General features: G+C 60.6%; 19 protein-coding genes. 13 read left to right on the forward strand and 6 right to left on the reverse strand.

Annotated elements, in window-relative coordinates:
- Positions 1-244 precede the first annotated feature (244 nt).
- Positions 245-3,475: a DUF3427 domain-containing protein gene (locus HMPREF2944_RS04495; protein WP_070680920.1), complete on the reverse strand. Its 3,231-nt coding sequence runs from the start codon at positions 3,473-3,475 to the stop codon at positions 245-247.
- Between the two features lie 327 nt (positions 3,476-3,802).
- On the opposite strand from HMPREF2944_RS04495, the gene HMPREF2944_RS04500 reads away from it, so the two are divergent.
- Positions 3,803-4,243: a hypothetical protein gene (locus tag HMPREF2944_RS04500; protein ID WP_070680922.1), complete on the forward strand. Its 441-nt coding sequence runs from the start codon at positions 3,803-3,805 to the stop codon at positions 4,241-4,243.
- 149 nt (positions 4,244-4,392) lie between these two features.
- On the opposite strand, the gene pta is transcribed toward HMPREF2944_RS04500, so the two are convergent.
- A complete protein-coding gene (pta, locus tag HMPREF2944_RS04505; RefSeq protein WP_049332384.1) occupies positions 4,393-6,483 on the reverse strand; it encodes a phosphate acetyltransferase in 2,091 nt (696 codons plus the stop codon).
- 239 nt (positions 6,484-6,722) lie between these two features.
- Positions 6,723-7,346 (reverse strand): GNAT family N-acetyltransferase, encoded by a 624-nt coding sequence (locus HMPREF2944_RS04510; RefSeq protein ID WP_070680925.1) that lies wholly within the window; start codon positions 7,344-7,346, stop codon positions 6,723-6,725.
- A gap of 164 nt (positions 7,347-7,510) precedes the next feature.
- On the opposite strand from HMPREF2944_RS04510, the gene HMPREF2944_RS04515 reads away from it, so the two are divergent.
- The 5 genes from HMPREF2944_RS04515 (at position 7,511) to HMPREF2944_RS04535 (ending at position 12,896) form a co-directional block, all read left to right on the forward strand.
- Entirely contained in the window at positions 7,511-8,407 is an 897-nt protein-coding gene (locus HMPREF2944_RS04515; protein ID WP_070680927.1) for a spermidine synthase, read from the forward strand.
- Positions 8,408-8,608: 201 nt separating this feature from the next.
- A complete protein-coding gene (gene pheA / locus HMPREF2944_RS04520) occupies positions 8,609-9,556 on the forward strand; it encodes a prephenate dehydratase (protein ID WP_070681146.1) in 948 nt (315 codons plus the stop codon).
- Positions 9,557-9,695: 139 nt separating this feature from the next.
- The gene (serS, locus tag HMPREF2944_RS04525; RefSeq protein WP_070680930.1) at positions 9,696-11,006 is read left to right on the forward strand and encodes a serine--tRNA ligase; all 1,311 of its coding nucleotides are present in this window, start codon (positions 9,696-9,698) and stop codon (positions 11,004-11,006) included.
- 247 nt (positions 11,007-11,253) lie between these two features.
- Positions 11,254-12,342, forward strand: a complete 1,089-nt coding sequence (locus HMPREF2944_RS04530) for a diacylglycerol/lipid kinase family protein (RefSeq protein WP_070680933.1) — start codon at positions 11,254-11,256, stop codon at positions 12,340-12,342.
- A gap of 134 nt (positions 12,343-12,476) precedes the next feature.
- Positions 12,477-12,896 carry a hypothetical protein gene (locus tag HMPREF2944_RS04535; RefSeq protein ID WP_070680936.1) on the forward strand — a complete coding sequence of 140 codons (420 nt, stop codon included), beginning with the start codon at positions 12,477-12,479 and terminating at the stop codon, positions 12,894-12,896.
- A 120-nt stretch (positions 12,897-13,016) separates the two neighbouring features.
- On the opposite strand, the gene HMPREF2944_RS04540 is transcribed toward HMPREF2944_RS04535, so the two are convergent.
- On the reverse strand, positions 13,017-13,703 hold the full coding sequence (locus HMPREF2944_RS04540) for a DUF8175 domain-containg protein (RefSeq protein WP_070680938.1): 687 nt from the start codon (positions 13,701-13,703) through the stop codon (positions 13,017-13,019).
- A gap of 423 nt (positions 13,704-14,126) precedes the next feature.
- Here HMPREF2944_RS04540 and HMPREF2944_RS04545 point away from each other — a divergent pair, with 423 nt between their 5' ends.
- Complete coding sequence (locus HMPREF2944_RS04545) at positions 14,127-14,870, forward strand: carbonic anhydrase (RefSeq protein ID WP_070680941.1); 744 nt, start codon at positions 14,127-14,129, stop codon at positions 14,868-14,870.
- Positions 14,871-15,206: 336 nt separating this feature from the next.
- Here HMPREF2944_RS04545 and HMPREF2944_RS04550 read toward each other — a convergent pair whose 3' ends face one another.
- Complete coding sequence (locus HMPREF2944_RS04550) at positions 15,207-16,091, reverse strand: hypothetical protein (RefSeq protein WP_141755735.1); 885 nt, start codon at positions 16,089-16,091, stop codon at positions 15,207-15,209.
- 72 nt (positions 16,092-16,163) lie between these two features.
- The gene (locus tag HMPREF2944_RS04555; RefSeq protein ID WP_070680947.1) at positions 16,164-16,832 is read right to left on the reverse strand and encodes a DUF8175 domain-containg protein; all 669 of its coding nucleotides are present in this window, start codon (positions 16,830-16,832) and stop codon (positions 16,164-16,166) included.
- 685 nt (positions 16,833-17,517) lie between these two features.
- Between HMPREF2944_RS04555 and HMPREF2944_RS04560 the strand changes: the two genes are divergently transcribed.
- The 6 genes from HMPREF2944_RS04560 to HMPREF2944_RS04585 all read left to right on the forward strand — a co-directional run bounded on the left by HMPREF2944_RS04560 (position 17,518) and on the right by HMPREF2944_RS04585 (position 22,986).
- Complete coding sequence (locus tag HMPREF2944_RS04560) at positions 17,518-17,706, forward strand: transcriptional regulator (RefSeq protein ID WP_070680949.1); 189 nt, start codon at positions 17,518-17,520, stop codon at positions 17,704-17,706.
- A 28-nt stretch (positions 17,707-17,734) separates the two neighbouring features.
- Positions 17,735-18,295, forward strand: a complete 561-nt coding sequence (locus tag HMPREF2944_RS04565; RefSeq protein ID WP_070680952.1) for an ATPase — start codon at positions 17,735-17,737, stop codon at positions 18,293-18,295.
- Between the two features lie 67 nt (positions 18,296-18,362).
- Positions 18,363-18,647: an antitoxin VbhA family protein gene (locus HMPREF2944_RS04570; RefSeq protein WP_070680955.1), complete on the forward strand. Its 285-nt coding sequence runs from the start codon at positions 18,363-18,365 to the stop codon at positions 18,645-18,647.
- 2 nt (positions 18,648-18,649) lie between these two features.
- On the forward strand, positions 18,650-19,285 hold the full coding sequence (locus HMPREF2944_RS04575; RefSeq protein ID WP_070680958.1) for a Fic/DOC family protein: 636 nt from the start codon (positions 18,650-18,652) through the stop codon (positions 19,283-19,285).
- A gap of 461 nt (positions 19,286-19,746) precedes the next feature.
- Entirely contained in the window at positions 19,747-21,435 is a 1,689-nt protein-coding gene (locus HMPREF2944_RS04580; RefSeq protein ID WP_070680961.1) for an RNA-guided endonuclease InsQ/TnpB family protein, read from the forward strand.
- 414 nt (positions 21,436-21,849) lie between these two features.
- Entirely contained in the window at positions 21,850-22,986 is a 1,137-nt protein-coding gene (locus tag HMPREF2944_RS04585; protein WP_070680963.1) for an acetate/propionate family kinase, read from the forward strand.
- Positions 22,987-23,038: the final 52 nt, after the last annotated feature.

Raw genomic sequence — 23,038 nt, forward strand, 5'->3', positions numbered from 1 at the left:
TTACAGGATGTTTGCCATCTTTTGCAGTCTTTTGAGGTTTTTGGTGGTGAAAGTTCGTTGTTCGAGCGTCTTCGTCTGCCGGGTGGTGTGCGTGGCTTCTCGCTTTGAGACTGGTCGATAGGGCGCCTTCACCGCGGGTTAAAGACCCACGGCGAAGACACTAACCTATCGAAAACCTCGGTCTAAAAAGCAAGCGGCCCCGAATACTTCCGTATCCGGGGCCACCAGCTGTGGTTATTTCAACCTACGAGGCAATCTTCGCGGTCTGGAACATGGACGCCGGCATCGGTCGGTCCAACGACCAGCGAATATGCATCGGCTTGGAGCCCTCGTGAGAAATGTATTTCACGGTGCCCAGGCACATGTAAGGGCTGGTGCCTATAGCATCCTTCTTGTTGCGGCGAACAAAAAGAACGATGCGTCGGTCTCGCTCCTCGTGATGCTGGAAGAGCTGACCCGTCGGACTTTCGGGGGATGTCGCGCTCTGCGAATCCCATGCGAACTCATCAGTGCTGATGGCGTAGTCCTTGTACATGGTGGCCGGGGAGAAGTGCTTCTCAGATTTCTCTAACGTCACCAGCAACGCGGTGGTATTCGTCGGGTCGAAGGGTACAACACCGTTGACCACGCCGCCGGGTACCTTGAAGTTCTCCTCCTGGCCGCCCAGTCCGGCGAATAGTTCCTCGCGGGAGTAGAGGGCGTGAGTGCGCAGGGGGATGCCTTCGCCTTCAAAGAGCGGCAGGGTGGAAGTGGTGTCCGTACCGGCGTTGAAGTTCCAGACGCTTTCTAACTCTTGCAGAATACCGCGGCTCTTACGTAGAGTTGCCAGGCCCTCGTCGAGGGTGAACTTCTTGGTAGAACCGTCCCACTTGGCATAAGGCCAAATGGAGAACAGGAGCATCCATGCGTGGCGGTGCTGTTCATCGGTCATGTCCTGCTCCAGGATGTCCGTGTTCAGCAGCTCCAGGTAGGCGTTAATGCGGAACATATCGTGCACGTGCGTGAGTGCCTTGACTCGCTTATTCGTCTCGACGGCCACGTTGTCCTGGAAAGGAACCACCAGGTCGGGGTACAGTCCACTCGCGGCCTGGAGACTGGTCCAGGTCGTTGCGACGGGCTTAGTGACACCGGGCAGGGTCACCTTGCTGCTACGGCCGTAAATCTGCGGCAGTCCCAATCCGTAGTGGTTGATGAAGTCAATGACGGTGGGGCGAATATCGAGGTCCGTGGAGTTTTGGCGGATATCTTCCAGGTAGCTCTTGACGGTGTCGATGAGGGCGTTTTTATTCATACGCAGGGACTCACGAATTTTCTCGAGAACTTGCTTCTGAGTCAGCTCGTCCAGATGAAAGTGACAGCCAGCCGGCAGTTCAGGGCTCTCAATGTCCCGCTCGGTCAGGGTACCCTGCCGCGTAAAGGCGCGGTACTTGTGGTGAACCATGAAGTTCTTGTTCTGGTGTCCCACAAAGTCGAGGACCGTCAGAACAGACTTCAACGGTGCACGGCGCAGACCGCGGCCCAGCTGCTGCAGGAAGAGGGTGAGCGACTGGGTGGGGCGCAGCATCAGGAGGGTGTCGACGCTCGGAATATCGACGCCCTCGTTGAACAGGTCCACGGTGAAAATAACAGCAAGTTCATGATCGTCACTCATGAACTTTTTCATAACCTCATCACGACGTTTGGAGCTATCATCTCCCACCAAGAAATCAGCGGGAATACCCACCTCGTTGAACTTCTGTGCCATGTATTTGGCGTGCTTCACGTTCACGCAGAACCCGAGCGCCTTCATGCGCAGGGGGTTGTCGACCTTCTCGCGTAGTTCCTTCACGATGATGCGCAGGCGGCGTTTAGCATCTTCATGGTCGGTGTACCGTTTTGCCAGGTCGTTTTCGTCGTACCAGCCACCACGAATGTTGATGTGGCGCAGGTCGGTGCCGTCGGCAATACCGAAGTACTGGAAGGGTACGAGGAGGTTGTCTTCGAGTGCGTCCCACAGGCGGATAGAGGTTGCCACGTAGCCGTCAAAGTACTTGTCGGCGATGTTCACCCCGTCTTCTCGTTCGGGGGTTGCGGTCAGGCTGATAAATTCGCGGGGCTTAAAATAGTTGAAAACTTTGTCCCAGCTGACAGCTTCAATGTGGTGACATTCGTCCATGATGATGACATCGAAATAGTCCGGTGCATAGTTTTCGAGGGCGGCACCTGACAACGTTTGAATGGTTGCAAAAACAGCCTCATTGTATTCAGGCTTTTTGCCGCCGGTCAGGAGCTCACCGAAATTACCTTTTAGCATGACGTCGCCGAAAGTGCGACGCGCCTGGTCAAGGATTTCTTTGCGGTGCGCAATAAAAAGCAGCTTCAGCTTTTTGCCGGACTGCTCGCAGAGGCGCCTGTAATCGAGAGCCGAGAACACGGTTTTGCCGGTGCCGGTTGCGGCCACGGCGAGGTTGCGGTGACGACCCTTAGAACGAGCGTTCTGCATTTCTTCAAGCATGCGCTCCTGGTGCGGGAACGGGTGCACATCCAGCAGGGACGAGTCGATATCGTACTCCAGGCCCTTGCTTTTACGGCCGGTAATATCCGCCTTGGCCAGGACAGTGTCGAGCTCCTGTTTCTCCTTGTCAGAGGCGGTGTAAAGAGTGAAATCGCCGCTCTTCCAGTAGCTTTCAAAGAGGCCCTCAAACTGGCGGATCAGGCCGGGAGTAATCGGGCTGGAGATGCGAACATTCCACTCCAGGCCGTCAGTGAGCGCGGCGCTGGAGAGGTTCGAGCTGCCCACATAGCCGGTGGACATGCCGGTATTGCGGTGGAACAGCCAGGCCTTCGCGTGCAGGCGGGTGCTGTCGCCCTGGGAACTGATTTTTACCTCGGCACCGTACTCTTCAACGAGGCGGTCAATAGCCTTTCGGTCGGTTGCGCCCATGTAAGTGGTGGTAATAATACGAAAAGGAATACCGCGATTTTTAATAGCTTTAAGCTGCTCACTCAAACTATTAACACCGGACATTTTAAGAAATGAGCAGAGCAAATCTACACGGTCTGCACTTTCTAATTCTTTCTGAATTTCAGTATTGAGATTCAGGTCTTTAGAAGTATTCGTCATCAGAGCAACGTCGCTCAGAGGAATGTCGGGGCGCGTAGTCTTTGTATTCGTGAGGGCGAGTTCGCGCATCTGAATTACGTTGCTGTCGTCATCGGTCAGCAATGAATCGTTCTGCTCTTCGGCATCCTGCGGTAGGAGCTCCATCATGCGGTTGACGAGTTCCACCTGGTCTGCAGGGGTTTTGAGGCTTTCGAGGGCGGGGGCCAGCTGGGTGGCAAAGAACTGGGTGAGCAGTTCGGGGATGTTGTAGTCGTCCTTTTTGAGAATTTCTTCCTGCCATTGTGCGCCTTCGGGGATGGCGTGGCTCATGAGCGATGCGCTCTTGAGGTGTTCGTACAGTCCCAGGGGGAGAGTTTCGTCAGTCGTGGTCATAGCAGCAGCCTAGCAGCCCGGGCGGTTTGCTGCTGCTTGGGTGGTCACCGGCTCACGGGGTCGGGGTGGTGGAATCCTGTAATTACAAAAATTCTCTACCCGTCTTCTCCTCGAAAAGCCACATGTGTTTCGAGAAGCCACGTAACATGTTGCTTTTCGAAACACATGTGGCTTCTCGGCGGTTAAACTCGGCGCACCAAACACCCCGCCCCGCACGCAGAACACACCAGCCCAAACGCTATTGATTCGCATCACACACCGGTGTTCTTGGGTATCCTTGGGGTAACACTCAGACAGAAGCCCGCCCTCCACCTCGAAAGGGGCCGCATGAAAACCTTCTGGACTAACCTACCCCTCACCATCCGCGCGGCCGTCATCTTCTGCTACGCCTACACCGTGGTGCGCCTCCTCAACCTCTTCGCCGAGGTAGGCACCGCACCGCTGACCCCGCGCACGCTCCTCGACGGCACCCTCACCGCGGCTGTCGTCGTCGGTGCTCTCGTCCTGTACCTGGGTAACGCCCTGGGTGCCGCTCTCCGCGCCCGGCGAGAAGGCTACGAGACCCGCCCGGTCGGCGTCATCGTCGCCTACGCGCTTTTCGTGGCGGTGTGTGCCTACCTTGTCGGCTGCCTCATCGCCTACACCGTGGAGGCGGGGCTCACCTGGCTCTTCCCGCCCGCCCTCGGCCCGGTTCTGACCGCCGTGGGCATGGCTGTTCTTGGCGTGATTAACTATGTGCGCCTCGACCGCCGTACCCGCAAGGTCTAACCGGGAAGTTGCACCAAAAGAAATCCCTGTAATTACAAAAAATCTCCCGCACCGGGTGGAGCACACCTCCAAGGCATGCCCCGCCCAGTGCGGGAGATTTCTATATCAACGGAACGCCGCAGCCTTCACGCTACAGCGCCGCGTGCACCTTACAGGCTCTGTGCCTGAATTGCGGTGATCGCAACGGTGTTGATGATGTCCTCAACGGTGGTACCGCGCGACAGGTCGTTCACGGGCTTACGCAGACCCTGCAGAACCGGGCCCACAGCGGCAGCACCCGAAGACTGCTGAACAGCCTTGTAGGTGTTGTTACCGGTGTTCAGGTCGGGGAAGACGAACACGGTAGCCTGACCAGCGACCTCGCTGCCGGGCAGCTTGGTCGACGCAATGGACATGTTCGAAGCAGCGTCGTACTGGATCGGGCCCTCAACCGCGAAGTCGGGGTTCGAAGCGCGCACAATCTCGGTTGCTTCACGCACAACGTCCACGTCTGCGCCGGCGCCGGAGGTGCCGGTCGAGTAGGACAGCATAGCAACCTTCGGCTCCACACCGAACTGGCGTGCAGTCTCCGCGGATGCCTTCGCAATGTCGGCCAGCTGCTCTGCGTTGGGGTTCGGGTTCACTGCGCAGTCGCCGTAGACCAGAACGCGGTCTTCCATCAGCATCAGGAAGACGGAGGAGACGATCTTGGTGCCGGGGCGGGTCTTGATGAACTCGAGCGAGGGGCGGATGGTGTTCGCGGTGGTGTTCACAGCACCGGAAACCATGCCGTCGGCGATGCCCTTGTAAACCAGCATGGTGCCGAAGTACGAGGGGTCGGTCATGCGCTCGCGAGCAGCCTCAATGGTGACACCCTTGTGTGCACGCAGCTCGGCGTAGGTTGCGGCGAAGTCCTCGGAGTACTCGTTGTTCTCGATGTCGATGATGCGGATCGAGCTGGGCAGCTCAATGCCCTCAGCCTGGCAAATCTCTGCAATCTTGGCGGGGTTGCCGAGCAGGATCAGGTCGCAGAAGTCGCGGCGTGCAATGATTTCGGATGCACGCAGGATACGCACGTCGTAACCCTCGGGCAGGACCACGGAGCGGCGGTTTGCGCGTGCGGTCTCGATGAGGTTGTGCAGGAAGCGCAGCGGGGTCATGGAAGCCGGGCGCTCGATGGACAGGCGGGACAGCAGCTCGTCCTTGTTGACGTGCTCGTCCCAGCCACCCAGGGCGGCGGCCAGCTTGCGCTGGTGACCGCTCTCGAGGGAGCCGTGCACGCGGGAGACGGCGCGTGCGGACTTGAAGGTGTCGTGCTCGGTGGACAGCACCGGGAAGGGTGCGTTCTTGATGAGCTCGCCCACGGCGGTGTGCTGGCCGGAAACGTCGTCCAGGCCGCCGGTGAGCAGCACGCCCGAGGGAGCGGGGAAGGACGGTGCCAGTGCGGAGGCCAGGGTTGCGGCCACGATGTCTGCACGGTCGCCGGGGACAATCACGAAGTCGCCGTCGACGAACTGGCCCAGGAAGTTGGAGACGGTCATGGCGGCAACCTTGATGCCGTGAATATCGCGGCTGAGGTCCTCAGCCTTCACGCCGGCGGTGTCGAGCTTGAGGGCCTCGGCCACCTCACCGACGGTCGGAGCGGTCAGCTCGGAAATCTCGGGCAGCACGTAGACGGGCAGGTTTGCCTCGCCGCGCTTGACGGACTTCTCGATGTCCTCGCGCAGGGTGGGCTCCGCACGGTTGACGATGACGGCGAGCAGGTCAGCCTTGGATGCGGTCAGCTCGGTGCGGGCCACGTCAACGGCGGTGACTGCCTCTTCGACGGTGGCTTCCTGCGCACCGACGATAGCGACGACGGGCAGGCCCAGGTCGCGTGCAATCTGGACGTTCAGGTCGAATTCGACTGCGAGTGCGTTGGCGGGCAGGTAGGCGCCGTCAACAATCACGACGTCGCTGTTGGCTGCGACCTTCTCGTAGGCGGATACCGCGCGGGAGGAAATCTCTTCGGTGTCGCCCTCAGCGATGAGTGCGAGTGCGTCGTTCATGGAGACGGCGCCGCCGACCTGCTCTTCGGAGAGGTTGAAGTGCTCGCGAATCAGGCGTGCTACGGGGTCGTCAGCGATGGTTGCGCCGTCGAAGACGGGGCGGAAGAAGCCGACGCGGTCCGCGCGCTTAATCAGGGAGTCTGCCAGGCCCAGGGCAATCAGGGACTTGCCCGAGTTCGGGGACGTAGCGGAGAGGTAAAGACCGGTGGTCATATTCTACTTTCCTTCGGTGGGGTGGCGTTCGGCGCCGGTACCGCGCGTGCGCAGGGGTTCCCTGTGTCTGTGCGGTGTGCGTCGAGCGTAGGTCACTTTCTATGTTAAGACTTTGCGGGTGTGGCGCCTAACAGCGTTCAGGGTGCGATGTGTCGCACGGCGTCCCGGGCGGGGCCGCCGCGTGCCTCGCGGTGCCCGCAGCTGCTGGACTAGCCGTCTGGCCCTCCCGTTTACGGGTTTTACGGGTTGGGGATGCGCGCGTACCGTACGCTGTGGCCGGGCGCCCAGATGCCGCGTGCCTCAAATTCGATGCTGTTGCGCTGGTAGCCGAGGCGCTCGTAAAAAGAGAGCGCCCGTTCGTTTTCTGCCATGACCCACAGGTAGGAGTTCTCGTCCGGGTAGATGACGGATTCGTAGAGTGCCTGACCGAGGCCGGTGCCGTGCATGTGGTTGAGGGTGTACAGGTGCGTGAGCTTGCGGGTGCCTGCGGGCAGTTCGGGGAGGTTGTCGGCACGTTCGAGCTCCCACTCGGAGGGCTCACACAGGGAGAGCGCCAGGCCGACCGGCTTATCCCAGTCGATGCGGGTGCCGATGGAGCAGGAGAGCCCGCCGTCGGGGGTCCAGCCGGGCACCTCATAGGCGAAGAAGCCGCGCACGGTGGGGGAGGAGAGGTGGCGGTGGAAGTCTTCGAGGTATTCGTTGCGTTCGGCGCGGTGGCGGGCGGTGAAGCTTTCCCCGAGCGTGTCGAAGTAGATCGGGTCGTAGGTTTGCTCCATGCAGTCCAGCTGCAGGTTGACGTATTTTTCGGCGTCGGTCGGTTCAATTGGTGCGAGCGCGTAGCGGCCCTGACATACAAATCCCATGGGTTCTAGTCTACTCAGTCGGCCCCTGTGGAGGCGGTTCCTTGCGGGTGCGTACGCTAGGGGCGTGCGGGAGCGGCACCCCGGGATGCGAGCGCCGTCGGGCGGCCCGCCCCCGATTAGGTGCGGCGCTGACCGGGGGCGGGCCGTCGGCTAGGCTAGAGGGTATGGCGAAAAAGAGCAGGGCACCCAAGAAAACCCAAAAGGCGCAGAAATCCCAGAAGCAGCAGAAGAACCGGGCCGACGATACCGAGAACACCCCCGTGCAGGGCGCGGCGGCAGGCGTGTACCCCATCTCCACGGGTGAGGCGGAGCTCGTCCCCGACGGCTACCACGCCGACGGCTGGCTGCTGCTCATCAACGGCGTGCAGTCTTCCCACGTAATCGTGGGCGAACCCCGCCAGCTGGATTTTGAGTACATGCGCTGGATCGCGGCGGTCGTCTCCTCGCACGTGGAGGAGCACCTGGACGCCGCGAAGCTGCGCATCACCCACCTCGGCGGCGGCGCCTGCTCCATGGCGCGCTATTTCGCTGACCTGTACCCGACCAGCCGCAACACGGTCGTTGAGCTGGATGCCAAGCTCGCCGAGTATGTGCGCGCCTGGTTTGACATCCCCAAGGCGCCGCGCGTGAAGATTCGCGTGGGCGAGGCGGGTGCCGTCACCTCCACGTTTGCCCCGGCTTCCCGCGACGTGCTGATTCGTGACGTATTCGCCGGGGACACCACGCCCGAGGCGCTCACCACCGTCGAGTTCACCCGCACCGTCGCCGAGTCGCTCGCACCCGGCGGCCTGTACATCCTGAACTGCGGTGACGGGCCGGCGCTGACCGGTGCCCGTGCGGAGGCGTCCGCCCTGCTTGAGGTGTTCGAGTACGTGTGTATTGTGGCGGATTCGGCCATGTTGAAGGGTCGCCGCCGCGGCAACGTCATTATTGCCGGCTCGCACGCGCCCCTGCCCGAGACCGGTTCCGTGCAGGCGGCCGCTATTTCCCGTGAGCTTATGGGTGGAGGCGTACCCGCCCAGTACTGGGACACCGCGCGGGTACGCCAGTTCGCGGGTTAGGTTTTCAGTCGCGGCTTAGGTTTCGGGGATAGGTTAGTTTTTTCAGTCATAGGTTAGTGACGTTGGGGGTGGTTCTTAACCACCCCAAAAGTCACTACCCCACCCCTAAAATCGCTAACCCACGGCCGAAGCCATTCCGAGATATATACGGCACGGGCGAAACCCCACCGCTACCGACCCCAACCCGATACCATGGTGACCATGCGATACACCTATCTGGGCCCCTCCGGCACCTTCACTGAATCCGCCCTGCTGAGCGTCCCCGGCGCAGCCGACGCCGAACGCATCCCCGCCACCAGCGTGCCCGACGCGCTCGCACGCCTGAACGCGGTCGAGGCGGACGCCGCCATGGTGCCCATCGAAAACTCCGTGGAGGGCGGCGTGAGCGCCACCCTGGACGCTATCGCAGCCAGCGAGGGTGTACGCATTATCCGCGAGGTGCTCGTACCAATCCGCTTCGTGCTGGTCGCCGCGAAGCCCATCAGCATCGAAGACGTTAAGACCATCTCCACCCACTCGCACGCCTGGGCGCAGGTGCGCGGCTGGGCGCAGGATAACGTACCCGCCGCCGCGTACCTGCCCGGCTCCTCCACCGCGGCGGCGGCTGTCGGCCTGCTCGAAGAGGGCTGCACCTACGACGCGGCAATCTGCTCCCCGGCGCTACTCGCCTACCATCCCGAACTGCACGTCATCCAGGACAACATCGGCGACAACAAGAACGCCGTGACCCGCTTCGTACTGCTTTCACGCATCGCCGACATTCCCGAACCGACCGGATCCGACAAGACCACCCTGACCGTGCCGCTACCCGCTAACCGTGCCGGCGCGCTCATGGAGCTGCTCGAACAGTTCTCGGTGCGTGGCGTGAACCTCTCCCGCATCGAATCCCGCCCCACCGGCGAGGGCATGGGCTCCTACTCGTTCAGTATCGACGCCGACGGCCACATTTACGAGGCACGCATGCGCGATGCACTGCGCGGCCTGCACCGCGTCTCCCCGACGCTGAAATTCCTCGGCTCCTACCCGCGCGCCGACCACGAAAACACCGAAGTCGACAGCATCCACTCCGACGGCTCCTTCGACGCCGCACACGAATGGGTCGAGTCGCTCTTCCCGAACGGTCGCCCCGCACAGCTGCAGCGCCACTAACGGCACCACAAGCAACACCACCGGCGGCGCCACTTACAACACCACAGGCCGGCCGCCGCTAGACACCCCCGCACCTACCCGCGCCCCACCAGCGCAAACCCCGCCCACAACCCACCGCAAGATTAGGTAGGATAAAACAGTGATTGATATTAACCTCCTCCGCGAAAACCCCGACGTCTTCCGCGCCTCCCAGCGAGCACGCGGCAAGGACGAAACCCACGTCGACCGCATCCTCGAAGCCGACGCCGCACGCCGCGCACTCATCGGCGAATACGAGACCCTGCGCGCCGAGCAGAACGCCTTCGGCAAGAAGGTCGCCAAGGCGCCCAAGGAAGAAAAGCCCGCACTCGTTGCACAGGCCAAGGAACTGGCCGCCCGCGTCAACGATGCGAAGGCAGCCTCCGAGGCGAAGACCGCCGAATACGAGGAACTGATCAGCAGCATCGAGAACCTCATCATCGATGGCGTGCCCACCGGCGGCGAAGACGACTACGTGGTCGTCAAGAAGGTCGGCACCCCCCGCGACTTCACCGGTGACGGCTTCGAGCCGCGCGACCACCTCGAAATCGGCGAGCTCGTCGACGGCATCGATATGGCCCGCGGCGCGAAGGTCTCCGGCGCACGCTTCTACTTCCTCAAGGGCCAGGTAGCACGCCTCGAACAGGCACTCATGTGGATGGCGCTCGACCTCGCAACCGAGCACGGCTTCACCATGATGACCACCCCCACCCTGGTACGCCCCGAAATCATGAACGGCACCGGCTTCAACGTCAAGCACGATGACGAAATCTACCGCCTGGAGCGCGACGACCTGTACCTGGTCGGCACCTCCGAGGTGGCGCTCGCCGGCTACCACACCGACGAAATTCTCGACTTCGAGAAGGGTGCGAAGAAGTACCTGGGCTGGTCCTCCTGCTACCGCCGTGAGGCAGGCTCCGCAGGTAAGGACACCCGCGGCATCATTCGCGTGCACCAGTTCAACAAGGCTGAAATGTTCGTGTACTGCCCCGTCGAGCAGGCAGAAGAGATGCACGAGAAGCTGCTGTCCCTCGAAGAGGAAATGCTGCAGCGCTGCGGCCTCGCATACCGCGTGATTGACACCGCCGCAGGCGACCTGGGAACCTCCGCAGCCCGCAAGTTCGACTGCGAGGCGTGGGTCCCCACCCAGGGCACCTACCGTGAGCTGACCTCCACCTCGAACTGCACCACCTACCAGGCGCGCCGCCTGAACATTCGCGAGCGCACCCCGGACACCGTGGACGAGGCAGGCAACGTGCGTAAGGGCCGCACCCGCTCCGTAGCGACCCTGAACGGCACCCTGGCAACCACTCGCTGGTTGGTGGCCATCCTGGAGACTCACCAGCAGGCTGACGGTTCTGTTGTGATTCCGGAAGCACTGCGCCCGTACATGGGCGGCGCCGAGGTCATCCCCGCAGTAGCCGCTGAGTAAAGGATTCCTGCTGGAGTGAGTCTCCACTCCGGCGGGGGATTTGGTGCCTCGCGCGCTCGGAATCCCCCACCTCCGTCCCACCAGCAGGCCGATGGCTCTGTGCGTATTCCCGAGGCATTGCGCCCGTACATGGGTGGCGCCGAGGTTATCCCCGCAGTAGCTGCTGAGTAATCTCGAACCCGGCCGAAAACCCGCTCACCGCGTAAACGGTGGGCGGGTTTTTGCGTGGGCAGGTAGTCTAAGAACTATGCCTCTTTACCGTAAACTCCTTGGTGTTTCGGCGGCGGCGGCGCTGACCGCCTCCGCCACTGGTGCCCGCAAGAAGGCGCGCCGACGCGCTATCGAGCTGGGTGCGCCCTTCGGCGTTCTGCCGACCCTGCCCACCGGTGAAGCGCAGCGTGTGGGCGTGGTGTACAACCCGAGTAAGCCCGGTGCCGCGGCCACCGTCGAGATTCTGGAACGTATCCTCGCGGCGAACGGCCACCCGAAGGCGCTGGTGCGCACCACCCGCGTGGACGAGCCCGGCTCAGAGGCCGCCCGCGAGCTGATTGCCGAGGGCGTTGACCTGCTGATTGCCGCAGGTGGTGACGGCACGGTGCGTGCCGTGGCGGCGGCGCTGGCGCATCACGAGGGGCCCAAGCCGCGCCTGGGTATTCTACCGATGGGCACCGGCAACCTGCTGGCGCGCAACCTGTACATCCCGGTGAGTGACGTGGCGGCGTGCGTTGATATTGCGCTCAACGGCGCGGGTCAGAGTGTTGATGCGATTGAGATGACGACTACGAGCACCACCGGCGAAGAAACCGAACACACGTTCTTTGTGATGAGTGGTGCCGGCTTTGACGCGCTCGTCATGAACGATACGAACGAGGAGATTAAGGCGAAGTTCGGCTGGGTCGCGTACGTGCAGTCCGGCATGAAGCACATGCTGGGCAGGTCGCATCCGGTGCGCATCAGCGTGGACGGTGGGGAGCCCCGCATCCTGCCCATGCGTTCGGTGCTGGTCGCGAATTGCGGTCGCCTGCAGGGCGGTATTCGTCTGGCGGATATGACGGATGTGCACGACGGCAAGCTTGAGGTGATTGTGGCGTCCCCGCGTGACCTGGTGGAGTGGGGCCTGCTGATGGCGAAGGTGATGCGCCGTACGATTCTGGGTTCGCCGCGCGTTGAGCTACCGGTGATTCGCCACCTGGTGGGGTCCGAGGTGGTGCTGGAGTTCCCGGATGGTGCGCAGCCGGTTGAGGTGGATGGCGACCCGGCGCCGTCGGCGCACCGTATTAGCGCGCGGGTGCTGCCTGCCGCCGTGGAGGTGGCGGTTCACCCGGACGTGCTCTAGGGTCGCGACGTTTTAGGAGCGTATTTTAGGGTTGCGGGCCGTTTGCGGCGCCTGTTTTTGAGGAATCGCCCAGGTGGGTGGCGTATTCTCGGGATTGTTGATGTATACACCGAGTACGTCAGGAGACAACCACGATGAGCAACCAGCCTGCCCTTCAGCACACGTATCTTCCGCATCCCGCGGATGGCCTGCGGGAGAAACCGCGGCGTGGTTTCTGGAAGACTGTTCTACGTATCATCGCCTGGGGCATGTACGTTCTGAGTGTGCCCGTGTGTTTGATCGTGACGGGGGTTGTTATTGTCGGCCTGGTGTTGCTTGGCGGTTCGATTGATAACGTGATTCTTCACTTTGTGGTCATGCTGGTGATGCCTTTTGTGGCTCTGGTCCTTGGCTGTGTTGGGCTGTATTTCTTTGGTGTGAAGATCATTGGTGGTCTTTTCACGTATTCGCGGGCTGATAGCGAGGTGGAGGACCGCAGCGAGCGTTTTGTGATAGGTACGTACGAGCTCTTTGCTGAGATATTTTCGGGCCTCCCTGACATTGACTTCTTCTGACGGAGGTGGCGTCTAGGGGCTGGCTCCTAGAGCTGGCTTAAACGTATAAACGCGGTGGGGCGCGACCTGTTGAAAGGTCGTGCCCCACCGTGTTTTATTGCCCGTACAGGCTGTTAGGTTTTAGGAACCCCAGGTAATGAACTCGTCCGGGTCAGCCTTGCCAGCTTCAGTAGGAGTAGTAGGAGCCCAATAGTGCCAGTCACCATCGTGCCACTCCATCACAATATCGGCAGACCAGTACGTAGCCGACGGGGTCTTGATTAGCAGTCGCACCGTTGCGCGCTCCGGGGTGTAGGAGATGTAACGGTAGCCGGAAATGTGGAGAACCGGAGCGGTCGTAGTGTCCTTCTTGCGGAGTTCGCGGAGCGTATCGGCGCCGGGGCCAACAATAGTCGGCATATAGTCCTTCGGGGACTCTACCATCTGAATATATGCCCAGGTTGCGGCGTACAATCCGCCTTCAGCCGAGTGCTCGAAGCAGTTACGAATCGGCGAGTTTGCTACCGGACCTGCGGTCTTCGATACCGGACCCATCCAACCCCCATCAGTGGTTACCCACGTGGTGTCCTTGGGTGCTGCATCCAGTACTGCCTGGTCGTCTGAGGCGCCAGCGCCGCAGGTGCCTGCCGCTACCGTTGAGGTGGCCTTCGACTGAGCCGCACCGTTCGAGCCGCCTGCGGCGGAGGTGTTGGAATTATCGCCGCCGCGCGGAATGAGCACGATGACCAGTACAACGAGGAGGGCGACGACAGCTGCTGCCAGTCCGAAAGCCCAGCGGGGGATAGTGACTCCACCCTTGTTCTCCATAACAATCTCCAAAATACGTAGACCCCGCAATTTCGGGGCGCGACAAACCCACCCCCAGCAGGAGGGCAGAGATTGAATGAGTGATGAGAAACTATGCGGTGCCGCAGGAAAAGCGTCTGAGCCAGAACACAACATCGAGGACTGCAAGACGCAAAAACACGACGGCACATATTTATCGGTGTCAAAAGATACCCTATCATGCCTACAGATATCCTGCAGGCGCTCGCCCTGAGTTACCATGATATGAGCTGGACTGCACGAAAAACACCGAATTTCTACCGATAATCCGGTGTCGAACCATGCACCCGCTATGCGTCAATGCCTGACGCAGACACCAACCGCAGGCGGTCGCAACGCTACACTGCCCCGCCTAGACACATCACACCGATACATAGAACCGTTCATCAGAGAAAGCTCCTCTCCATGACCCGCAAAATCACTGCTGCCGCCGCTGTACTTGCCCTGCTCGCCACCGGCTGCTCCGCTAGCACCGATAGTTCCGCACCGGGCGGAACCCTCATCACCGGCGGAACCTCTACCGCCACCAGCACCCCCACCCCCACCTCTACTACTCCTGCACCCGCAACCACCACCGCAGGTCGCACCCCCACCGTTGCCGAGGTGACCGCTTCCCCGAGCGCAGAGGCAAGTACCACCGCGGCATCCACCACTGCGGCAGCGACCCCGACCGTGAGCCTTGACCCCTCACCCCTGGCGGGAACCGGTGGTGGACCCCAGCAGCCCTCCAGTGTTCCCACCCTCAATAGCATCACTGACGAAGACCGCGGTCGTGCCCTTGAAACCGCGAAAGCAATTGTCGCCGCATACACCAGCGGCAAGCCGTACAAGGAATGGTCAGAAGAGCTTTACCCCATGATTGATCCCAAACTGCAAAACCAGTATGGACCTAACTCTCGTATTGATATTTTCAAGGGAACCGTCACCAATGCTGAACTGGTTGATGACCCGACCCTGAAGGTTCCTGGTGGCGACAATCCCTACTGGCTCACGGTTTGTGTGAAGGTCGAAGGAAGTATCAGCCCCGCCTACTATGTGCGGTTGCACCGTACCGCGGAGCGCCCTGATAAGTGGAAGGCGTCTCATATCCTTGAGCCGCAGGGCTTCAACAGCTTTGTGAAGGAACGACTGAAGGAACAGAATAAGTAGAGCGATGGGCGCGGCTTCCTGCTAGGATGCCCCCTGCAGGGGGCCTGGGTCGGGGAGCTCACCCGGTACCCTAAACGCCCACATGTGACCTGGATTATGAAAAAAACCGCGGATTTTTTCACTATTTCCTGAAAATCAGGAGGGATAGTGAAAAAATTGACGATTTTTTACACTATTTTTCTTGCCGTCCGCCCCGGTGCAGTCCTCGCCTCTATACGCTGTGAATCGGCAAAAATCCCGATAGCTAGAGGACCAACCCGCAAACGTAGAAGCAGGGGAGGGGGCGCACCGGAGTGCGTCCCCTCCCCGTGTAGAGCTTGCTACTTTTCGTAGCGCCTAGTAGTGGTAGTGGTAGTGATGGCGGGGGGCCGAGGCGGCCACCGCCGTAGCCGTAGTCGCCACCAAAATGCCGGATAGCAGAACGTTGGCCCTGCGCTGCTCGTACAGCTGCTTGTCCATCATGTCCTCCACGATAGCGTTGTGAATTCGCGTCTCGCGGGCCTGCTCCTCCATGCTCAGGCGCACCCACAGCTGGTGCCTCTCCTGCTCGTACAGGTTCAGCGCCTCCTGCAGGGTGTAGGTGCGGCCCTGGCGAACGTACTTGTACAGGGTGTCCGCCGCGTTCGGGTACAGGTAGTCTTCCGGGAACCAGTGGGAGAAACGCTCCATGTACTCGTTGTGCACCTTAGAAAGCTCGGCGATGGCCGGCTCCTCATAGTCGCTCCACACAGAGTCGTTATGCGCCCGACGCTTGTTGTTCTCCCTCTCAACCTTCGCCGCCGCCAGCGGGTATGCGACAAAGTACATCAGCGACCACCAGAGAGCCGCAATCACAATCGCTGAGACAATCGCCGGCACGTGAATGGTGTGCCACGGAATATCGCTCGAGTGAATCTGCGGGTTGGCGTACAGGTAGCGTAGGTAGGCGATCAGCATGATGATGGAGCTGGCAAGGTATGTCCACGGAATCAGCTTAAAACAGGCCACGAAGAGCCGCTTGAGCTTAATCCGAGGGGGCTCAGGTACGGCGGCAACGTATGCCTTCTGCGCGCTCTTCATCGAATCGGCCCAGGGCGCGGCGCGATCCACCAGCTGCATGACCTGGCGGAGGTGCTCCAGCAGGTCCTGACGCTGATGCATCTGCTCCTGCGGAATCGGCGAGTTGGTGGAGGGGGCTGGGATGGGAGCCGGACTACTGGCCGACATGGGGGTCTGCGACATCGGGGTGCCCTTTTCGTAGTGTAAAAGTGTGTATCTGCGTGCTACTCGTGCGGTGCGGCGAACGTGAGGAACCTACGCGGCCGTCCAGGTGACGTACTTGTCCTTGGCGAATTCGTCGGTCACCTGCGGCTGCTCGGCGGGTACCCACAGGGCCCAGTCGCCGTTGTGCCACTCCATGGTCGTCTCAAAGTAACGGTAGGTGCCTGACGGGGTTTGGAAAAGAATACGGATGACGGCGCGTTCCGGGGTGTACGACATGTAACGGTACCCCATGATGCGTACGACGGTGCGGGTCGTCGTGTCCTGCAGGCGGTCCTTGGTGATTTGCTCCGCGCCGGGGCCGATGACGGTCGGCAGGTACGCCTCCGGGCTGTCATTGACGTGGATGAGTGCCCACGCGGATGCGTACAGGGCACCCTGCGCCGAGTGCTCAAAACAGCTACGAATCGGGGATTCCACGACGGGGCCCGCGGTCTGCGAGATGGGGCCTATCCATCCCGATTCGGTGGTCACCCACTGGGTGTCCGTCGGTGCGGTCTTCAGAACGGTCTTGTCTGCGGATGCGCCGGCCCCGCAGGTTCCGGGTTCGGCCGCAGCCTGATTGGGGGAGCCTAGATGCTCGACCGGGGAGGCCCCGCCTCGCGGCACCATGAACAGCAAGATGGCGAGGACGATGAGGCCGAGGATGTAGAGGAAGACGTAAACTCCGCGTGGGATGCTCGAATGGGGTGTTTGCTGCAACGTGTCTCCAATCTTTGCGCTCCCAGCGGTGGGAACGTGGCGTGGCCCGGCCCCTTGGTGCGGGGGCTGCTTTCGTAGAGTGTGGAGTGAGTGAAGACGGCGCGAGGCTCCGCGTGCCAATCCACGGTAGGAATTGATGATTCCGAATGGACTGTCAGCGCCTCGGTACAGGTGTCAGATTTACCCTATCACGCCTGCCGCTAGGGCGCTGAGTGAACGGTCGTTCTCTCATGAAGAGAGCGTAGAACACGGCAAAAGGCGCACCCCGTGGGGCGCGCCTTTCTGAGGCAAAATCCCTGTCTGACAGCGTGGTGGCTTCTATATATTTCACCACCTGCAACCCAGGAGGGCCCATCCATCCAACCTAGCAACTCGGGGTCACTAGTGCCGCCTTCAGGTTTTTGATGCACCATCAGACTACCATCCGTCGGAAACCAGTATCCAGAGGTTTGTCACGCCGGGCGGCACCCTCCCCAGAATGACCGTGGGCGGTGCCTGTTTTCGGCACCTGGGTTAGGCTGGAATATACGAGGTGCCCCACAAGAAAATTGGTGAGTGGGGCCGCCGCCCGCGCCATCGGGAAGCAGAGGGCACAAGAAGTGAACTCTTCCACCGAACCCGGCGCAACCGCCAACGTAACCGAGCGATACCAGCCCGTCAACTACCTTCCGGAAAGGGGATAACCATGGAAGACAGCACCCCCGACTTTGAGGCGCTCCACAAGTACCTCGTAGACAACAGCTCAGAGGTCTTCACCCCGCTCATCGAAGCCGAAGAAGACGAAGAAAAACGCCGCTTCTACCTCGCCCTGCAGACCTACTCTCTGCAGCAGAAGCAGCGCATTGTTCTCGCCGACGAGAACTTCGTCGTCTAAGCCGTTTAGGCAGTCTAAGGAGCCGCACATGAAGCCCCAATACATCATCATCGGCGGGGTCAACGGAGCCGGTAAGAGCACCCTCTACCGCACCGACCCGCAGATTTTCGGTGCCACCCGCCGCCTCAATGCCGACGAGAAACTCCGCGCCGCAGGAGGCGACTGGCGCAACCCCGCCGACGCCGCCCGCGCCATGCGAGACACTGTGCAGGACCTGCACCAAGCGCTCGCGGCCGGCGAGTCCATCCACCAGGAAACCACCCTGGCGGGTAACGCCAAATCCTTCCAGAACCTCATCGACCGCGCCCACGCCCAAGGGTACGAGGTGACCCTACTGTACGTGACGCTCAACAGCGCCGACACCGCCGTGGACCGGGTCGCCGCCCGAGTCGCCAAGGGCGGCCACGGTGTTGACGAGGCAGATATCCGCCGCCGCTACGACAGCTCCCACGCGAACCTGCAGGCGCTCGCCTCCTCTGTGGACATCCTGCAGGTCTTCGACAACACCCGCTGGTACGAACCGGTGTACTGGCGTGCCGGTTCAAAGGTGTTGCTCGACGAACCGAGATACGGCCTGCACATCAGCTAATCGTGCCCTCCCACCCTCACGGCCCAACCGTGAGGCCGACCTGCGAAGGTCAAGAAAGGAACATACAGTGTCAGATCGTTTTGACCTGCACCTGCGCTACCCCGAACTATTTGAGTCGCTCACCGAAGAGCAGCGCCGCAATGTGGTTCAGCCCCTCGCCTCATCCTGGCTTGAGGGCGACAACCCCACCCGCGAAGACGTCACGCTACTCATCGACTACGAGCTGGGGCGCATCACTGCGGAAGAATACGACCGGCAAGCACTAGCGAAGGCGCTCGCCTACCAGACGCTGACAAGCCAAAACGCGGGCAGCCAAAACGCGGGTCAGCAGAGTGCAGAGGAGGGCGAATAGCCATGAGCCAGCAGCAGAACTGGGAGGCGTACTTCTACCCCGAACCCTACCAGCACATCATGCGGAACAAGCCGGGCATCAAGGACCCCGCGGCGCTTTCGCTCTTTGAGCACCGCATCGTCACCCGACGAGGCTACGAGCTCACCAAGAACCCCGAGCTCATCGCCCACACCTTCGACGCCGAGCACTTCAAGGCTATTCACCGCTACCTCTTCCAGGACGTGTACGACTGGGCGGGGGAGTACCGCACCGTGGACATGTCCAAGGGTGTGAGTGCTTTCGCGAGCGTTCAGGACGGGCCCTTGAGTATTGACCGGTACCTCGACTACGTTTTCGCCACTAGCCGTGCGACGGACTGGGCGAGCCTGAACCAGCAGGAATTTGTGGAGGTTGCCGCCGCGATTTTCGCGCATCTGAACCATGCGCACCCTTTCCGTGAGGGTAATGGTCGTGCGACCCGTATTTTTATGGATCACCTGGCGGCGCGTAGTAATTTCCGGTTTGATTATGCGCGTGCTGGCCTTCGCGGCTGGCACCAGAGTTCGATGTTTAGCGGCCCGGATCGCGGGTATTTTGAGGTGCATCCGGAGGAGCTGCATCAGCTGTTCGGCATCATCACTGTGCCGCGTGACGCCTAGTCAGGGCGCTAAAACACCTCGGGCAGATGCCCGATGAGGGCATTAAAGCGCGGATGTCCGCCCCCGTGAGGTGGCGGTCCACCCCGAGGTGCTCTAGCGGGCGTGGTGAAGGTGCTGGGGGAGAGGCTGGCACCACCCCCGAAACACCTATATGTGACCTGGATTATGAAAAAAATCGCCGATTTTTTCACTATTTCCTGAAAATCAGAGGGGATAGTGAAAAAATTGGCGATTTTTTACACTATTTTTCTCGCCGTCCACCCTGGTGCAGTTCTCCCTTCTAGACGCTGTGAACCGGCAAGAATATCACGTATCGGTTCTGTGTCTGGGGGGATTTATTTTCAGAATATTCTCGGGTATCCCAAAATACCCCCTTATCTTGTCAGGGGTATCCCCTATGGTCCTTATAAGAGACTTCCAAGCAGATAATCTCTATAGCTCGTAGAAGAGGAGGAAAGGCAATGGCAAAGAAAACCAGCACCGACGATGGTGCCCTGTACCGTGCCTATAAATTCCGCCTCGACCCCAATCAGGCACAAAAAATCGCCCTGGCACAGTGCGCAGGCGCAGCGCGCTATACGTACAACCTGTTCACCGACCATAACCGTAAGGTTTCTCGCGCCTGCGCAGAATACGTGGATACCCGCATTTCTGAAGGTGCTACTGAGGCTATTGCTAAGGCTGAGCTTGATGACATCAAAGAAGAGAACCCTGCTTATAAGTACATCGGTCATTTTGAATACGGAAAGCGATACCTAACCCCTGAGAGACAGCGTCATAAGGCTGCTGCTCAGGCTATTGCTGACGGCGCTGACCCCGCCGTGGTTTGGCCTGAAACTGAACGGTCTTCTGAGCCATGGATGCACACCATCGACCGACGTGTTCTAGTCTCCGGGATAAAGAATGCCCATGCAGCGTGGGGCAACTATTTTGAATCCCTCAAAGGCCTGCGTGCTGGCCCCCGAATGGGTGTTCCACGTTTCAAACGTAAGGGCATCAGCCGTGACTCTTTTACTGTCGACCGCGACCCACGTAATGACGAAGTTGGAGGCTACGGCACCCCCTACAAGAGGGGCACACCTGAATATGTACGTCGCACGGCACAGCTGAAGCGCCGTGGAGTTAAGACCACCCCGACTATTGAGGACTACCGCCACGTGCGCCTGGCATCCTTGGGCGTTATTCGTACTCATAACACCACGAAGCCCCTAGTGAAGGCTGTGCGTGCTGGTGCTGATGTCAAATCATTTACTGTCTCCCGTGCTGCTGACCGGTGGTATGTTTCTATCCTTGTTAAGCTGTCCCGCACCCCGGTGACCCCTACCCGTGCCCAGCGTTCCGCTGGTGCTGTCGGTGTAGATTTGGGCGTGCGATACCTCGCCGCGCTCTCTGACGAGCAGGCCCCGCAGCGTTTCGCGCAGTACCCCTCCTTGGAGTTCACCGATAACGGTGCTCCTACCTTGGCTAACCCCCGCTGGGCACGTGCCGCTGAGAAGCGCCTGGTGCGTCTGCAGCGTGCCCTCTCGCGTGCCCAGAAGGGCTCTAATCGTCGTGCCCGCATTGTGCGGCAGATTGCACGGCACCACCACCTGGTAGCCTTGCGCCGTGAATCCGGTCTACATCAGGTCTCTAAGCGCCTGGCCACCGGGTACACCCTCATCGGGCTTGAAGACTTGGCTGTGGCGGGTATGACCGCCTCAGCTGCCGGTACCGTTGAGGCACCGGGTAAGCGTGTGCGCCAGAAGGCCGGGTTGAACCGGTCCATTCTGGACGCCGCTTTTGGTACGTTGCGCCGCCAGCTGGAATACAAAGCCAGCTGGTACGGCTCGCAGGTACAGATTATTGACCGCTTCTTTGCATCCTCTCAGACGTGTAGCGCCTGCGGAGCACGAGCGAAAACCAAGCTCGGACTCCACGTGCGTGTCTTTGAGTGCGCGGCCTGTGGTGTGCGGATTGATCGTGACGTGAATGCGGCACGTAATATCCGTGCGGAGGCTGTGCGGATGTATGAGGCGCAACTCGCCCCCGGCACGGGGGAGAGTCTAAACGGACGCGGAGCCGCAGGCTCTGATGCTGCCGGTTCGGTGGTGTTGGGGGATGTGGCGTTGGATGCGTCAAGGCCTGCCGCCACTGGCGGCGGGTCACCGTAGGCGAGTAATCGTCTACTCATCCCCTTTATTTATGTATACGTGTGGAAACTGAATAATTTTGGTCTTTGGCTGGGTATTGCGACTTGTGGCTGAGTGTGTTCCCCGTATGTGCGGGGGTGAGCCCACGACACGTACCGAAAGGAAGTACCCCATGAAGGGTTCCCTGCATGAGCGGGGATAAATAGAGAGGTGCCGGGTTCGTGCTCCTCATTCTGCGTGCTTGCAGAAATGAACTGGCATGTGCCTGGTTGCTAATCCTCCGGTAGCTTCTGACACCCCACCAATCCCGCGCCTCCTGCCCCAAAGCTGCCCCTAGTAAAAACCCCCGTTAAAAATACGGTCGGGGCCGTCTCGCACGCAGGCTCGAAAAGTGCGAGAATGGAACGAAAAGAAAACTACGAAAGAGACACTTTCATGCTTATTCTTGTTGTGAACGCTGGTTCTTCCTCCCTGAAGTACCAGGTGCGTGACACCTCCCTCCCCGAAGCAGAGCAGATGCTGACCTCCGGCCTGGTTGAAAACATCGGCACCGACGTGCCCAACCACGAGGTCGCATTCGACATCATGTCCGAGAAGCTTGAGCCCGTCCTGGCAGGCCGCGAGCTGCAGGCAGTCGGTCACCGCGTGGTGCAGGGTGCGGAGAAGTTTACCCACCCCACCCTGCTCACCGAGGAAGTTGTCCAGCAGATCGACGACCTCTCCCCGCTGGCACCGCTGCACAACCCCGCACACGCTCAGGGTATGCGCGCCGCAATGCACAAGTGGCCCTCCCTGCCGCAGGTCGCTATCTTCGACACCGCGTTCCACTCCACCATGCCCGAAGAAGCATGGCGCTACGCAATCCCCTACGACCTGGCTGACAAGTACAGCATCCGCCGCTACGGCTTCCACGGCACCAGCCACGAGTACGTCTCCCACGTTGCAGCCGACATGCTCGGCATCGCCCGCAACGAGTTCAACGGCATCGTTGCTCACCTCGGTAACGGCGCATCCGTGACCGCGGTGAAGGACGGCAAGTCCGTCGACACCTCCATGGGCTACACCCCGCTGGCCGGCCTGATCATGGGTACCCGCTCCGGCGACATCGACCCCTCCGCACTGACCACCATCCTGTCCCGTGAGGGCATTGACGGTGCACGCCTGGACACCATCCTGAACAAGGAGTCCGGCCTGCTCGCACTGGCTGGCTCCAACGACATGCGTAAGGTCGTTGAGGCTGCACAGTCCGGCGACGAGCGTGCACAGCTCGCACTGGACATGACCTCCTACCGCCTGATGAAGTACATCGGTGGCTACAACCTGGTTGTTGGTGGCGCACAGGCTCTGATCTTCACTGCAGGTATCGGCGAGAACTCCGGCGACTTCCGCAAGCTGGTCCTGGACCGCCTCGGCCCTCTGGGCATCAAGTACAACGAGGAAGAGAACGCTAAGCGTTCCCCCGAGCCTCGCGTGATTTCCACCGAGGATTCCGCTATCAAGGTGCTGGTCATCCCCACCAACGAGGAGAAGGCTATCGCCGAGGCAACCGAGGAGCTCGTCAAGAGCCTCTAAACCTCACGCACCCCGCCGTGTAGGCGGCTGAGCGTAAAGTTATCCGCCGTGG

The sequence above is a fragment of the Rothia sp. HMSC072E10 genome (assembly GCF_001813965.1).
In the GTDB taxonomy this organism is placed as follows: domain Bacteria; phylum Actinomycetota; class Actinomycetes; order Actinomycetales; family Micrococcaceae; genus Rothia; species Rothia mucilaginosa_A.

What these genes read in the sequence shown, in the direction of transcription:
- HMPREF2944_RS04495 (WP_070680920.1), bottom strand. Translation starts at nt 3,475, where the DNA reads ATGACCACGACTGACGAAACTCTCCCCCTGGGACTGTACGAACACCTC.
- HMPREF2944_RS04500 (WP_070680922.1), top strand. Translation starts at nt 3,803, where the DNA reads ATGAAAACCTTCTGGACTAACCTACCCCTCACCATCCGCGCGGCCGTC.
- pta (WP_049332384.1), bottom strand. Translation starts at nt 6,483, where the DNA reads ATGACCACCGGTCTTTACCTCTCCGCTACGTCCCCGAACTCGGGCAAG.
- HMPREF2944_RS04510 (WP_070680925.1), bottom strand. Translation starts at nt 7,346, where the DNA reads ATGGGATTTGTATGTCAGGGCCGCTACGCGCTCGCACCAATTGAACCG.
- HMPREF2944_RS04515 (WP_070680927.1), top strand. Translation starts at nt 7,511, where the DNA reads ATGGCGAAAAAGAGCAGGGCACCCAAGAAAACCCAAAAGGCGCAGAAA.
- pheA (WP_070681146.1), top strand. Translation starts at nt 8,609, where the DNA reads ATGCGATACACCTATCTGGGCCCCTCCGGCACCTTCACTGAATCCGCC.
- HMPREF2944_RS04530 (WP_070680933.1), top strand. Translation starts at nt 11,254, where the DNA reads ATGCCTCTTTACCGTAAACTCCTTGGTGTTTCGGCGGCGGCGGCGCTG.
- HMPREF2944_RS04535 (WP_070680936.1), top strand. Translation starts at nt 12,477, where the DNA reads ATGAGCAACCAGCCTGCCCTTCAGCACACGTATCTTCCGCATCCCGCG.
- HMPREF2944_RS04540 (WP_070680938.1), bottom strand. Translation starts at nt 13,703, where the DNA reads ATGGAGAACAAGGGTGGAGTCACTATCCCCCGCTGGGCTTTCGGACTG.
- HMPREF2944_RS04545 (WP_070680941.1), top strand. Translation starts at nt 14,127, where the DNA reads ATGACCCGCAAAATCACTGCTGCCGCCGCTGTACTTGCCCTGCTCGCC.
- HMPREF2944_RS04550 (WP_141755735.1), bottom strand. Translation starts at nt 16,091, where the DNA reads ATGTCGCAGACCCCCATGTCGGCCAGTAGTCCGGCTCCCATCCCAGCC.
- HMPREF2944_RS04560 (WP_070680949.1), top strand. Translation starts at nt 17,518, where the DNA reads ATGGAAGACAGCACCCCCGACTTTGAGGCGCTCCACAAGTACCTCGTA.
- HMPREF2944_RS04565 (WP_070680952.1), top strand. Translation starts at nt 17,735, where the DNA reads ATGAAGCCCCAATACATCATCATCGGCGGGGTCAACGGAGCCGGTAAG.
- HMPREF2944_RS04575 (WP_070680958.1), top strand. Translation starts at nt 18,650, where the DNA reads ATGAGCCAGCAGCAGAACTGGGAGGCGTACTTCTACCCCGAACCCTAC.
- HMPREF2944_RS04580 (WP_070680961.1), top strand. Translation starts at nt 19,747, where the DNA reads ATGGCAAAGAAAACCAGCACCGACGATGGTGCCCTGTACCGTGCCTAT.
- HMPREF2944_RS04585 (WP_070680963.1), top strand. Translation starts at nt 21,850, where the DNA reads ATGCTTATTCTTGTTGTGAACGCTGGTTCTTCCTCCCTGAAGTACCAG.